Source organism: Neisseria sp. P0022.S010, from assembly GCF_051956635.1.
In genome coordinates, this window is record NZ_JBQCXF010000021.1 from 14,240 (window position 1) to 27,222 (window position 12,983).

Genomic DNA, 12,983 nt, shown 5'->3' on the forward strand with positions numbered 1-12,983 from the left:
GGGGTTTGAAATACGTGCTTCAGTTTCTCCCGAAAAAATTGTTAGAGATTGGACGTATTTATTGTTCCTCATTAATTGTGCCAACCGAAAGGCCGTCTGAAACATTTCAGACGGCCTTTAACTTTGAATCAGCAACCGTTCTGTTTAAAACGGTGGATTTTCAAATCAAGCTGCGTTGTCGAAACCGCTGTGGCGGAGCAGGGCATCCAGGCTTGGTTCGCGGCCGCGGAAGGCTTTGAAGGATTCGGCTGCGCTGCGCGAACCGCCGACGGCCAGCACTTCTTTCCAGAAGCGGCGGCCGGTTTCGGCCACGTCGTCGCTTTCTTCAAATGCCGCGTAAGCGTCTGCGCTCAAAACTTCCGCCCATGCGTAGCTGTAATAGCCTGCGGCGTAGCCGCCGGCGAAGATGTGGCTGAAGCTCAAGGCAAAGCGGTTGTATGCCGGCGGTTGGGTTACGGCGACTTCTTGACGCACTTTGTCCAAGATTTGCGGCCATTCTTTCAGACGGCCTTCATCTTCCTGATGGTAGATTTCCATGTCGAAGAGGGCAAATTCCATTTGGCGGACGAGGAACATACCGCGTTGGAAGTTTTTAGCCGCGTGCATTTTGTCGAACAGCTCTTTCGGCAATACCGCGCCGGTTTCTTCGTGCGAGGACATTTGCGCCAATACGTCGTATTCCCAAACAAAGTTTTCCATAAATTGGCTGGGCAGCTCGACTGCGTCCCATTCGACGCCGTTGATGCCGGATACGCCCACTTCGTCAACTTGGGTCAACAAGTGGTGCAGGCCGTGGCCGGTTTCGTGGAAGAGGGTGATGATTTCATCGTGGCTCAAACGCGCTTCTTTATCGCCGACCGGCGGGGTGAAGTTGCAGACGAGGTAGGCAGTCGGCAGTTGCAGCGTACCGTCGGCGAAACGGCGGCGGCTTTTGTAGCCGTCCATCCATGCGCCGCCGCGTTTGCCTTCGCGTGCGTACAAGTCCATGTAAACGCCGCCGATGGTTTGGCCGTCTTGTTTCAGCTCGAAATAGCGCACGTCTTTGTGCCAAACGGGGACGGTTTTTTCAGCCAGCTCGATGCCGTAGAGTTTTTTGATTTGGGCAAACAGGCCTGCCAAGACTTTGCTGATAGGGAAGTATTTTTTCACTTCGGCTTCGCTGAAGGCGTATTTGGCTTGGCGCAGTTTTTCGGCGGCGTAGCTCAAATCCCACGATTGCGGGTCTTCGATATTCAGGTTTTCGCGCGCAAAGGCCTTGATTTCGGCAAAGTCCTTTTCGGCAAACGGTTTGGCGCGGCGGGCGAGGTCGTGCAGGAAGTTCAGAACCTGTTCGGGCGTGTCGGCCATTTTGGTTGCCAGCGACAGCTCGGCGTAGTTTTTGAAACCGAGCAGTTTGGCGGTTTTCAATGCGTTTTCGAGGGTGCGGTCGATGTTGGCCGTATTGTCGAATTTGCCGTCGTCAGACAATTCGCTGGCGCGGGTAACGTAGGCGCGGTAGATTTGTTCGCGCAGTTCGCGGTTGTCGGCGTATTGGATGACGGCGAGGTAGTGCGGAATTTGCAGGCCGATTTTGTAGCCTGTTTTGCCTTCGCTTTGCGCGGCGGCGGCAAACATGGCGATGGAGTCTTCGGGAATGCCGGCAAGCGGTGCTGCATCGTCAAAGTAAATGCCGAAAGCGTCGGTTGCGTCTTGGATGTTTTGTGCGAATTTGGCACCCAGTTGCGCGCCTTCGGTTTGCAGTTGCGCCAGTTCTGCCTGCTGTTCGGGCGGTAATTCGGCACCGCTGAGGACGAAATCGCGCAAGTCGTGGTTGAGCTTGGTTTGCTGCGCCGGGGAAAGGGTGTCGAATTCGGCAGAGTTTTTGATGATTTTGAAGCGGTTGTACAACTCGATGTCTTGACCGATTTCGGTGAAGAAGATGGTGATTTCAGGCATCAATTCGTTGTATACGGCACGCAATTCGGGCGTATCGACGACGGAGTTGAGATGGGAAACCACGCTCCAAATGCGACCGACGCGTTCGGTAATGTCGGTCAGTTTTTCGACAGTGTTGGCCCAGTCGGTGTGCGTTTGCGCTTTGATGGCGGCGATTTGTTCGCGCGCTTCGGTAATGGCGGTTTGCAGGGCGGGTTTGATGTCTTCGGTTTTGATTTGGTCGAAACGGGGTTCTTCGCCCAAGTGGAGCAGGACGTTGTCGCTCATATGGTTTCTCCTGAATAAGATGGTTTCAGACGGCCTTGGGGCCGTCTGAAAAGAAAACGATAGGCGTTATATGGTGGCAGACAGGCAGAATTAAAGTGTTTTGCCTGCCGGTCGGTCAACCTTATTCCGGACCGCGCGGATTGGCGTGCAACGGGGCGGCCAGTTCGAGGCGCATGGTGGTGCCTTCGGGGGCGTAAACCGCATTGGCAACATTGGTTTGCAAGGATTCGGCAAACGAGCCGTGATACACTTTTGCACCTTGGTGGGTCAGGTTGGATTGTACGTCGACGTACACTTCGCCGCCGATTTGTCGCCAGAGGTGGCAGAAGGTGTAGTCTTCGGACAGGTAGCGTTTGCTTTCGGGATCGACCATGCAGTCGAAGAAGCGGTAGTGCAGGCCTTTGTTTTCCGGGCTGTAGTCGCTGTCGGAGACGTAGTTCAACTCGGGATAAGCCTCTATCATTTTTTCAAATACGCTGCGCTTGATAACCATGAAGCCGGTTGGTGCGTCATGAACCTTCATAAAGCCTTCTTCATCGACTCTCAGGACGATTTCGCCGTTTTCATTTTTGTCGTTGGTGTTGACGGTGTAAGAAGTGTACATACGTTCGAAATCGGCTTGGGTCATGCCGGCAGGAAGGCCTGCTTGGGGCCAGTTTTCGCGTTTGAGCGGATAAACGCCGGCCACAACGTCTTTATCGGCCAAGAGCAGGCGGTAGAATGAATCGGGAGAGAAGCCGATGTCGGAGTCAATCCAGAATAAATGCGTCCATTCTTTGTTTTCCAAAAATTTGGCCACGCAGTTGTTGCGCGCGCGCGTAATCAGGCTTTCGCCGCGCTGCATCATTACTTGCAGCGGCAGGCCGAGGGAGGCGTTGGTGTGGACGATGTTCAGAAGCGAGAGGGTGTAGTTGTGGAAATATTTGCCGTCATGGCTGGGGGTCATAATGACGGGGTACATTTCGGCAAGGGCTGATTCGGGCAACATGACTTTTCCTTATTGTTGATTGTGAACTTCATTATTGTAAGGGATTTGATCGTATCAATAAACACACCGTACTATTTTGTTTGGTTGATCAGTCGGTATTGCGTGCGCAAAAATTCGTCTAAGACGGCCTGTTGTATTTCCAGCCGTTTGGAAACGGGGGAGGCGAAGCGTACGATGATGTGGTACACCTTGTCATCATGCGGCACGCGGGACACGCGCGGCTGGGCGGCGGGGGTAATAAAGAGTTTTTGCGCTTGAACGTTTTCCAAATATTGTTGGATAACGGGAACATAGGCCGCGCACAACGGCTCAAGCACGGCTTTCAGACGGCCTATGATTTCGTCCGAATCCAAATGAATCGGCACGGGGATTTCTACCGTATGAATCACATAATTGCCCAAAATATTGTCGCGGCGCACGGTATGGCTCAAAAGCAGGCTGTTGGGAAACGAGAGCGTTTTGCCGGAAAGCTGGCCGATCAACGGATTAGGGCCGATTTGCATCATCAGCGTGTTCAGCATATTGATATCGACCACCCGTCCGCGCAGGCCGTTGATTTCGATGTAGTCGCCGATGGAGTATTGTTTGGTTACCGAGCGCAGGATGCTGCCGGACAAACACATAATCAGCTCTTTGGTCGCCACCACAATCGCCGCGGCCACTGCAAACATCGACAAGGCCAAAGTTTGAATCTGCGCCGCCCAAATCATCGCCAGCCCGAGCAGGATCAGCAACATGGTCACGTTGCGGCTGAACACCAGCGAGCGGCGTTTGTTTTCAATGCTCAAATCCGGATGGCTGCGAAAATGCGCCGAGAGCAAAATGCTGCGCCCGGCAATGACGGCCACAATCATCAATACCGACATCAATGCCGATTTGATGATTTCCTCACTGACAGGCAAAGCGTTCAGCCATTCATGCATGGTGTTCCACATAATCCTGTTTCCTTTCCTTTCTTAGGCCGTCTGAAAACCCACGCGTTCAAAAATTTCTGCCGCACACGCTTCCGATACCGCAAACAAAGTCGCCACGCTGCCCAAAGCCCGTTGCGCCGCCGCGCTCAAATCGTCGCGGCACACTTCGCCCAGCCACTCAACCGGCCGCACCAGCGACATTTTTTCATCGTCCCATTGCGGACAATGCACCGCGCCGCCCGTAATCCTGCCGACCCGATAACGGCGCAGGGCAGGCGAGTAGGTCAGTACGGCATCTCCATCGGCCAACTCGTTGACAAACCGCCACATCTGAGCCACACCCGATTGCGCCGTTCTCAACTTCACATCCGGCACGGCCGAACGGTAAATATCCGTCAGCTCCTCACGGCCAAAACCCTTGGCCGCCGCTTCGGCCAGCATAGGCCAGGCCAACGCCGCCACACCGCGTTCAAAAAATACATCATAAAGCGCACCTTGCGTGCTGCGAACCATATAAAGTCTGGCTTGTTTTCCCATTGCAGTACCTGTTTGTTTGAAGGATTCATCCCTTGGTTTCAATATTACCCGTTACGGCTGAAAAATTCGATATTCAACATAGGCGGAAAGGGTTAAATTACCCGCTGAAAATAAATGAATGATAAATAAAAGGCCGTCTGAAAAACAAAATAGGCTGATATATCAATAGATGATATATCGTAACAATATATTAATAACTGTAAAATTTTTTACGGTTGCATCAAAAAAAGATAAGATGGAATAATCAATCGCGAAAGATTGCTATTCACTGAACATTAGGAGAGAAAAAATGACCTGTAAAACCCACGAACATCATGACCACGTTCACGGCGCAAACTGCGGCCACACTGCCATCAAACACGAAGACCACGTCGATTATCTGCACGACGGCCACCTGCACCATGAACACAACGGCCACTACGACGAGCACGCCCTGAGCGTCAATGAAACCAACCCTGACGGCTGCCATCCGGTTGACACCTGCCACGGCCACGTTCACGGCGAAGGTTGCGGCCACGAAGCCGTACCGCACGGTGATCACGTCGACTACATCGTCAACGGCCGCCTGCATCACCAACACGGCGACCACTGCGACGACCACGGTCCGGTTGAAATCGTTAAATAAAACTGTTTTTCAGACGGCCTCTGATATGGGGCATCTGTAGGGAAAGGGGGTGTATTTTCACCCCCTTTTCATATATATTGTCGTACCCTACACTAAAACAGCCATTATCATGTTTGACATCATATTTGTATTGGTATTCGGCAGGCTCCAAGCCTCCGGAACACTGAATTTCCCCGGTAGGCTTTATCCCATCTGGAAATGGGCGCTAGGCGCAGGCATGCTTTATGCCGCGATAGGGACAATGCTGGGATACGCTTTCTCCGGTTCCTTCTCCCTAGTCAGCTTTTTGCTGATTATTGTCTTATCATCCACTTGGTTCTCTCTGTATTTCAAACTGTTGCGGCTTACCGCCTCAAAAACTGTACTGAACCAATGTATTTACTGGGTGCTTGGCATTGTTTCGGCATTGTCGTTCCCCTTTGTTGTGGGCTATCTTTCCTTATTAGTCAAAGGCTTTTTGCAGTAAACTTTTCAGATAATTGCTCTATTCAATAAGGCCGTCTGAGAAGGGGTAAGTTTTATTGGCAGAAAAAGCCGTTTGGGTAAAGCGGTTTGTTGTATGAACGAAGCCGTCTTTCAGACGGTTTTTTTATTTCTGTATAATGGGTAGGCCTTCAGTAAATCTTATTGATTTTATGATACAATTTCGCCTCGTTTTTATTAACGGTAGGACTTTTGCAACGTGGACTGGATGAACAATCTGTTTTTGCTCGGCGGGGCGTTATTGTTTTTAAGCGTGGTTTCGACCACTTTGTCGGCAAGGCTGGGGATGCCGCTTTTGTTGGTGTTTCTGGCGGTTGGAATGTTGGCGGGTGAGGACGGTATCGGGCGCATCGATTTTGACAATTTCGTTTTGGCCAACGTCATCAGTCAGCTTGCGTTAGCCGTCATTTTGCTTGACGGCGGGTTGCGGACCCAGCTTTCAAGTTTCCGAATTGCATTGAAGCCTTCTGCGGTATTGGCGACATGGGGCGTGTTTGCCACCGTGTTGCCTTTGGGATTGTTCGCCACATTTTATTTGGGTTTGGATTGGAAATTCGGTGTACTGATGGCGGCGATTGTCGGCTCAACCGATGCGGGGGCCGTGTTCAGTCTGCTGCGCCACAGCGGCGTGCGCCTAAATGACAGGGTACAGGCGACTTTGGAAATCGAATCCGGTGCGAACGATCCGATGGCGATTTTTTTAGTTACCGCCCTGATTACCATGATTACCAACCCCGAACAATCAGGTGTGTTGGCGTTTTTATGGATGCTGCTGCTCCAAATTGGCTTTGGCCTGCTGATGGGGTGGGCGGGCGGAATGGTGTTGGCGAAACTCGTACGTCGTCTGAACCTTGCGGAAGGATTGTACGCGCTGATGATTGTGTCAGGCGGCCTGTGGGTATTCGCATTTACCAATACCATAGGCGGCAGCGGCTTCTTGGCGGTTTATCTGGCAGGGATTATCGTCGGCAACCAGCATACCCGCGCAACCGAACACGTTTGGCGCGTGATGGACGGCCTGGCGTGGCTGGCGCAGGCGACTTTGTTCGTCGTACTGGGTTTGTTGGTAACGCCCAGCAGCGTTTGGGAAAAAAGCGTCGATGCCTTGGTTATCGCCGTATTCCTCATGCTAGTCGCCCGTCCGCTTGCCGTTTTCAGCGGCTTGTGGAAATTCGGATACAGTGTGCGTGAAAAAGCCTACATCAGTTGGCTCGGGTTGCGCGGCGCAGTACCGATTTCTTTGGCGATGATGCCTTTGGTCATGGGCGTGCCGAATTCTGAACTGTTGTTCAATGTCGCCTTTGCCGTCGTCGTACTTTCCCTGCTGATTCAAGGAACGACGATACCCGTCATGGCGCGTCTGCTCAAGGTCGCCATGCCGCCCAAACCCGAGCCGGAAGGAATGCACGACATTTGGCTGTCGGAACGCGAAGCTGTGGCTTTGTTTTCTTTCAAGGTAACGAAGGAATCTGAGGCGGAAGGCAAGCATCCCGATGCCGTTGCCCCCATTTCGGAATCGTTTGACTTGCGCTGTTTCGCGCTGATACGTGACGGGCGGAAAATCGAAATGCAGAATGATACGGTTTTGAGGGAAGGCGATACGGCTTGGTATATCCTGCCTGACAGCCAAGTGGACAAAATGGCGAAATACTTCAGTGAAACCGGGCAGAATGTGCGCGAAAATTTTGATTTCTTCGGCGAATTTGCCGTCGACCCGTATGTCAATACCGGCGATTTGGCAGCGGCGTACGGGTTGAAGCTGGAAGACGGCGAAGCCGGTATGAGCCTGCTCGAATGGTTTCAATCCAGAGGAGGCAGCGCGCAGCCCGTCGAGGGCGACCGCATTGTCGTTGACGGGTTTTCATTGACGGTTAAAGAAACCGATCAGAACGGTGTCGTGAAGAGTATGGGGTTGAAAGTACCGCGTCGGGAAAACTAGGCTATGTCGTGATTTCTACACAAAAAACCAAACGACGACAGATTTTTTGTATATTGGTGCTTGCAACATTTATTGCAGTGATGGTATAGCCTTATGTTTGGGCACAATATTTTGATTTAGGAATGAATACGCCGGATAGAATTTGTTAAAACTACAGGGTATTTATTTTATGGCAATACTTTCATTCTAGAAAAATCATAAAGGAAAATAGCTTTTGTAATGAAATTGAAAAAGGCCGTCTGAACGCATGATTTCAGACGGCCTTTAGTGTTACCAATTCACGCGGACTGCCCTGCTGCCGAGCAATGTTTCCAGTTCTTCAAACAAGGCGGTGCTTGGCGTTACCATCCATTTTGGCGCAATTTTCAATTTGCCTGATGCTTTGCCGTTGCTGTACGACAGTTGCAGCGGGATGTGCGCCGTATCGGGCAGGCGGTGGGCGGTGAGGATGGCGGCGAGGCGTTCGATGTCGTGGCCGGGGGCGAGGGCGAGGCTGAGGCTGCGGGCGTAACGTTCGCGCGCCATTTGCAGGGTCATGACTTGGTTGGCCATGATGCGTAGTCCGTCGCCGCCGCCGTAGTCGTCGCGGCTGACTTTGGATTCGATAATCAGCACTTGGTCGGATTTGAGGTAGTCGGCGCAGTTTTCCAGCGTCTGGCCGCTGACCATGATTTCAATCTGCCCGCTCAAATCTTCGAGGCTGACAAAGGCGATTTTGCCGCGCTTGCCCATCATGGTGCGCACGGCAGTAACGAATCCAGCGAGGCGCACGCTGTCTTGCGGTTTCAGACGGCCTAATTTGGTCGGGGCGATTTGGCGGACTTCTTGGGCATACGGGCCGAACGGGTGGCCGGACAGATAAAAGCCGATGACGGTTTTTTCTTCGGTGAGTTTTTCCGATTCGCTCCACATGGGCGCGTCGATGAGCTGCACCGGTTCGATGGCATCTTCCATCATGTCGAAAAGACCGCCCTGATTGGCGTTGGCGGCTTTTTGGTCGGCATTGTTCATGGCGAGGTCGATGTTTGCCAAGAGCATGGCGCGGTTGGGTTCGATGCTGTCGAACGCGCCGCCGCGTATCAGGGCTTCGAGGGTGCGGCGGTTCATGTGTTCTTTGCCGACGCGCTCGCAGAAGTCCAACAGGCCGGTAAACTTGCCGCCGCTTTGCCGCGCGGCGATGATGGATTCGACGGCGGCTTCGCCCGTGCCTTTAATCGCGCCGAGTGCGTAGCGGATTTTCATGTTCGGATACGGCGTGAAGCGGTAGTCGGATTCGTTGATGTCGGGCGGCAGGAACTCGATGCCGTTGGCGCGGCAGTCGTCGTAGAAATGCTTGAGCTGGTCGGTATTGTCCAATTCAGACGACATGGTTGCCGCCATAAATTCAGCGGGGTAATGAGCTTTGAGCCATGCGGTCTGGTAGGAAATCAGGGCGTAGGCGGCGGCGTGGGATTTGTTGAAACCGTAGCCGGCGAATTTTTCCATGTAGTTGAAAATTTCGTCGGATTTTTCGCGCGAAATACCTTGTTTTGCCGCGCCTTCGGCGAAGATTTCGCGGTGTTTCACCATCTCTTCGGGCTTTTTCTTACCCATTGCGCGGCGCAGTAAGTCCGCGCCACCGAGCGAGTAGCCGCCGATAATCTGCGCCGCCTGCATCACTTGTTCCTGATACACCATAATCCCATAGGTCGGCGCGAGGATGCTTTCGAGCAACGGATGGATGTATTGGAATTCTTGACCTTTCATACGCGCAACAAAGTCGGGGATGTTGTCCATCGGGCCGGGGCGGTAGAGCGATACGAAGGCGATGAGTTCTTCAAACTTGGTGGTGTGCGCCGTTTTCAGCATTTTTTTCATGCCGGTCGACTCAAACTGGAAGACGGCGGTGGTGTTCGCATCGCGGAAGATTTGGTAGGCGGCTTGGTCGTCAAGCGGAATCTTGCCGACATCGACGATATCGCCGGTGGTGTTTTTGATGTTGTTCTGCGCCATTTCGATAATGGTCAGGTTGCGCAGACCCAAAAAGTCGAATTTCACCAGACCCACATCTTCCACATCGCCCTTGTCGTACATGGATACGGGCGAAGCGGACTCATCCGCCTGATACACGGGGCTGTAATCGGAAATCTTGCCCGGCGCAATCAACACGCCGCCTGCGTGCATACCCAAACCGCGCGTCAGGTCTTCCAGCTTTTTCGCCAGTGTAATCAGTTCGTCCGCTTCTTCAGCTTCGATCAATTCCTGAATCTGCGGCTCGGCCTCCATGGCTTTTTCCAAACTCAGGGGTTTGTTGGCTTCCAATGGAATCAGTTTGGACAGTTTGTCGCACAGCATAAACGGCAGTTCCAGCACGCGCCCCACGTCGCGGATGACCGCTTTGGACGACATCGTGCCGAAAGTTACAATCTGGCTTACTGCATCCGCGCCGTATTTCTCGCGCACATATTCAATCACGCGGCCGCGGTTTGCCTGACAGAAGTCGATGTCAAAGTCGGGCATGGAAACGCGTTCGGGGTTCAAGAAACGCTCGAACAGCAGCGCGTATTTGAGCGGGTCGAGGTCGGTAATCTTCAGCGAATACGCCACCAGCGAGCCTGCGCCCGAACCGCGTCCCGGCCCGACCGGACAGCCGTGCGTTTTCGCCCAGTTGATAAAGTCTTGTACGATAAGGAAATAGCCGGGGAATTTCATCTGGATGATGATGTTCAGCTCAAAATCCAAACGTTCCTGATATTCCGGCATTTTCTCCGCACGCTCCGCCTCGTCGGGATAAAGCTGAACCATGCGTTCCTGCAAACCTTTGTTGGACAGTTTCACCAAATAATCATCCAGCGACAGGCCGTCGGGAGTAGGGAAGAGCGGCAGGAAGTTTTTGCCCAATGTGATGTGCAGATTACAGCGTTTGGCGATTTCCACCGTGTTTTCCAAGGCTTCGGGCAAATCGGCGAAACGCTCCAGCATCGTTTCCGGCGGAATGAAAAACTGGCTTGGCGTGAAATCGCGCGGACGTTTTTTGTCTGTCAGTACCCAGCCGCCCGCGATGCACACCCGCGCCTCGTGTGCGTTGAAATCGTCGCGGCTCATAAACTGCGTCGGATGCGTCGCCACCACCGGCAAACCCAATTCTTCCGCCAGCTTCACGCTGCCCGAAACGCAAGCCTCCCATTCGGGACGTTCGGGCAGGCGTTGCAGCTCCAGATAAAACGCATCGGGAAACCACGCCGCATATTTCAACGCCGCCGCACGCGCCGCGTCTTCATTGCCGTTTAAGAGATTCACGCCCACTTCGCCGTAATGCGCCCCGCTCAAACAAATCAAGCCGCTGTTGTCGCCGTTTTCCAGCCATTCGGGATTGAGTTCCGCATGATGGACATTGCGGTCTTTGCCGACATAAGCCGCCGTCAAAAGCTCGCTCAGGCGCAGATAGCCCGCATCGTTGCGGATAATCAGCATAGCGCGGAACGGCTTGTCGGGCGCATTCGGATTGCCTATCCACACGTCCGCCGCACCGATGGGCTTAATCCCTGCACCGCGGCAGGCTTTATAGAATTTCACCAAGCCGAATTCGTTCATCAAATCGCTGATGCCCAAAGCAGGCAAACCGTATTCCTGCGCTTTGGCGATCAGTTTTTTAATCCGCACCATACCGTCGGTAATCGAAAACTCGGTATGCAGGCGCAGGGGGATATAGGTCGGCTCGGTCATGGCAAAATCGGCGTGAACAATAAAAGGCGTATTGTAGCAGGGTTGGCAGCTAAAGGCCGTCTGAAAACCAAATGTAATGGGGTTGGATAAAGCAAATAAAACAGAAGGGGGCTTTCTTTCAGACGGCCATGTTAAAATATCGCCATTATTGAAAAGGATTGAATTATGGAAGCCACTGTCTATCTTGAAGACAACGAATACATCGCGTTGTGCGACTTATTGAAATTGGCCGGCCTTGCCGAAAGCGGCGGACAGGCAAAAGCGTTTATCGCCGAAGGGCTGGTGTTGCGCAACGGCGAAACCGAAACCCGTAAAACCGCCAAAATCCGTGGCGGCGAAGTGATTGAGTTTGACGGTGCGCGCTTGGAAATCGCCGATGGATACGACCCTGAAGAATAAGGCCGAAGCCATCTTGGGCGAGCCGATTTTAGACGAACCTGTCCGCCCCGAGTCGTGGGAATGTTGCGGCAGCGAGTGCGGCGATGCCTGTATTCAGACAATGTATTGGGCGGAAAAATCCCGATATGATGCGCAACAGCGGAAGTTGAAAGAAGCTGGTTGGGTAGATGGCGAAGATGAGGCAAAGGCCGTCTGAAAAAGGTTTAGTCGAATAAAACCATGCTTTTTAAGAATTTTTACTGATACGTTGTTGTTTTGAGTTTGCGATAAGAAAATAAAAAAACGCAATAAAAAAGGCATGTGCATACATACCCTTTGGAAGTGAGATGGGAAACGGCATTATAGAAAAACAAATGACGGAAGAAGATTTGCGGTTGGTCAATTCATCTCATTCCGCCTTGTTTTACAATCACTCAGGCGATGTTTCGCCTGCAAGATTCTCGATTTCTTCGCGATGTGCATCAAACCATGAGCCGACCACTTGATTGACTTCGTCCATGCCTTGTTTTTTCAGGCTGGAAAACAGTTGAACGCTGATTTTTTGGCGATCGGTGTAGGGTTTGAGTGATTTTTTTACCGCCGCCAAAGTTTTAATCTGGTCGTTTTTAGACAGCTTGTCTGCTTTTGACAGCAGGATATGCACAGGACGGCCGGTAATGTGGAAAAAGTCCAGCATTTGAATGTCTAAGGCCTTGAGCGGATGGCGCGAGTCCATAATCAGAATCAGGCCGATCAGCTGGCGGCGTTGTTGCAGGTAGTCGCCCAAGAGTTTGACCCAGTGCGCACGGATGGCCTCCGGTACCTGCGCGTAGCCGTAGCCGGGCAAGTCAACCATGAAATTGCCGTTTTCCAGCTCAAAGAAATTGATGTGTTGGGTGCGGCCCGGTGTTTTGGAAACGTAGGCAAGGCGCACATGATTGGTTAACGTGTTGATGGCGCTGGATTTGCCGGCATTGCTTCGGCCGACAAAGGCAATCTCGGCCGGCGTGTCGGGCAGGTCTTTCAGATGGTTGACCGTTGTAAAGAATTTGGCGTTTTGAAAAAGGTTCATCAGTATTTCCTTACATGGAAACAAAACTGCAACATCATAATTTGTATCGGGCATTTATGTTGCAGCAGTTTGGTAATTTGAGTAGTAATTTAATGTAAACTTGGTATAGAATAGCACGTTTATAGAATTATCGGTTTTAA

11 protein-coding genes are annotated in these 12,983 nt (G+C 52.3%); 5 read left to right on the forward strand and 6 right to left on the reverse strand.

The window, feature by feature from the left end; all coding sequences use genetic code 11:
• Positions 1-165: 165 nt before the first annotated feature.
• The 4 genes from ACTHUT_RS04270 to ACTHUT_RS04285 all read right to left on the reverse strand — a co-directional run bounded on the left by ACTHUT_RS04270 (position 166) and on the right by ACTHUT_RS04285 (position 4,641).
• On the reverse strand, positions 166-2,202 hold the full coding sequence (locus ACTHUT_RS04270) for a M3 family metallopeptidase (RefSeq protein ID WP_440386464.1): 2,037 nt from the start codon (positions 2,200-2,202) through the stop codon (positions 166-168).
• Between the two features lie 121 nt (positions 2,203-2,323).
• On the reverse strand, positions 2,324-3,190 hold the full coding sequence (locus ACTHUT_RS04275) for a hypothetical protein (protein WP_440386465.1): 867 nt from the start codon (positions 3,188-3,190) through the stop codon (positions 2,324-2,326).
• Between the two features lie 71 nt (positions 3,191-3,261).
• On the reverse strand, positions 3,262-4,125 hold the full coding sequence (locus ACTHUT_RS04280) for a mechanosensitive ion channel family protein (RefSeq protein ID WP_004520900.1): 864 nt from the start codon (positions 4,123-4,125) through the stop codon (positions 3,262-3,264).
• 21 nt (positions 4,126-4,146) lie between these two features.
• Entirely contained in the window at positions 4,147-4,641 is a 495-nt protein-coding gene (locus tag ACTHUT_RS04285; RefSeq protein WP_440386467.1) for a restriction endonuclease, read from the reverse strand.
• Between the two features lie 289 nt (positions 4,642-4,930).
• On the opposite strand from ACTHUT_RS04285, the gene ACTHUT_RS04290 reads away from it, so the two are divergent.
• The 3 genes from ACTHUT_RS04290 to ACTHUT_RS04300 all read left to right on the forward strand — a co-directional run bounded on the left by ACTHUT_RS04290 (position 4,931) and on the right by ACTHUT_RS04300 (position 7,688).
• Positions 4,931-5,266: a hypothetical protein gene (locus tag ACTHUT_RS04290; protein WP_063076601.1), complete on the forward strand. Its 336-nt coding sequence runs from the start codon at positions 4,931-4,933 to the stop codon at positions 5,264-5,266.
• Between the two features lie 109 nt (positions 5,267-5,375).
• Positions 5,376-5,732, forward strand: coding sequence for a hypothetical protein (locus ACTHUT_RS04295; RefSeq protein WP_440386468.1), 357 nt, complete (start codon positions 5,376-5,378; stop codon positions 5,730-5,732).
• Positions 5,733-5,957: 225 nt separating this feature from the next.
• Positions 5,958-7,688, forward strand: a complete 1,731-nt coding sequence (locus ACTHUT_RS04300) for a potassium/proton antiporter (RefSeq protein ID WP_440386469.1) — start codon at positions 5,958-5,960, stop codon at positions 7,686-7,688.
• A gap of 270 nt (positions 7,689-7,958) precedes the next feature.
• Here ACTHUT_RS04300 and dnaE read toward each other — a convergent pair whose 3' ends face one another.
• The gene (dnaE, locus tag ACTHUT_RS04305; protein WP_440386470.1) at positions 7,959-11,393 is read right to left on the reverse strand and encodes a DNA polymerase III subunit alpha; all 3,435 of its coding nucleotides are present in this window, start codon (positions 11,391-11,393) and stop codon (positions 7,959-7,961) included.
• Positions 11,394-11,558: 165 nt separating this feature from the next.
• Here dnaE and ACTHUT_RS04310 point away from each other — a divergent pair, with 165 nt between their 5' ends.
• Together ACTHUT_RS04310 and ACTHUT_RS04315 are read left to right on the forward strand one after the other, a co-directional pair.
• Positions 11,559-11,792: an RNA-binding S4 domain-containing protein gene (locus tag ACTHUT_RS04310; RefSeq protein ID WP_002221492.1), complete on the forward strand. Its 234-nt coding sequence runs from the start codon at positions 11,559-11,561 to the stop codon at positions 11,790-11,792.
• Complete coding sequence (locus ACTHUT_RS04315; protein WP_440386471.1) at positions 11,770-11,988, forward strand: hypothetical protein; 219 nt, start codon at positions 11,770-11,772, stop codon at positions 11,986-11,988. The genes ACTHUT_RS04310 and ACTHUT_RS04315 overlap by 23 nt, the downstream gene beginning before the upstream one ends.
• A 213-nt stretch (positions 11,989-12,201) precedes the next feature.
• On the opposite strand, the gene yihA is transcribed toward ACTHUT_RS04315, so the two are convergent.
• A complete protein-coding gene (gene yihA / locus ACTHUT_RS04320; RefSeq protein ID WP_036492739.1) occupies positions 12,202-12,843 on the reverse strand; it encodes a ribosome biogenesis GTP-binding protein YihA/YsxC in 642 nt (213 codons plus the stop codon).
• Positions 12,844-12,983: the final 140 nt, after the last annotated feature.

Excerpts from the sequence above, each read along its gene's own strand:
- ACTHUT_RS04280 (WP_004520900.1), bottom strand. The coding sequence starts at position 4,125 with ATGTGGAACACCATGCATGAATGGCTGAACGCTTTGCCTGTCAGTGAG.
- ACTHUT_RS04300 (WP_440386469.1), top strand. The coding sequence starts at position 5,958 with ATGAACAATCTGTTTTTGCTCGGCGGGGCGTTATTGTTTTTAAGCGTG.
- ACTHUT_RS04290 (WP_063076601.1), top strand. The coding sequence starts at position 4,931 with ATGACCTGTAAAACCCACGAACATCATGACCACGTTCACGGCGCAAAC.
- yihA (WP_036492739.1), bottom strand. The coding sequence starts at position 12,843 with ATGAACCTTTTTCAAAACGCCAAATTCTTTACAACGGTCAACCATCTG.
- dnaE (WP_440386470.1), bottom strand. The coding sequence starts at position 11,393 with ATGACCGAGCCGACCTATATCCCCCTGCGCCTGCATACCGAGTTTTCG.
- ACTHUT_RS04315 (WP_440386471.1), top strand. The coding sequence starts at position 11,770 with ATGGATACGACCCTGAAGAATAAGGCCGAAGCCATCTTGGGCGAGCCG.
- ACTHUT_RS04310 (WP_002221492.1), top strand. The coding sequence starts at position 11,559 with ATGGAAGCCACTGTCTATCTTGAAGACAACGAATACATCGCGTTGTGC.
- ACTHUT_RS04270 (WP_440386464.1), bottom strand. The coding sequence starts at position 2,202 with ATGAGCGACAACGTCCTGCTCCACTTGGGCGAAGAACCCCGTTTCGAC.
- ACTHUT_RS04285 (WP_440386467.1), bottom strand. The coding sequence starts at position 4,641 with ATGGGAAAACAAGCCAGACTTTATATGGTTCGCAGCACGCAAGGTGCG.
- ACTHUT_RS04295 (WP_440386468.1), top strand. The coding sequence starts at position 5,376 with ATGTTTGACATCATATTTGTATTGGTATTCGGCAGGCTCCAAGCCTCC.
- ACTHUT_RS04275 (WP_440386465.1), bottom strand. The coding sequence starts at position 3,190 with ATGTTGCCCGAATCAGCCCTTGCCGAAATGTACCCCGTCATTATGACC.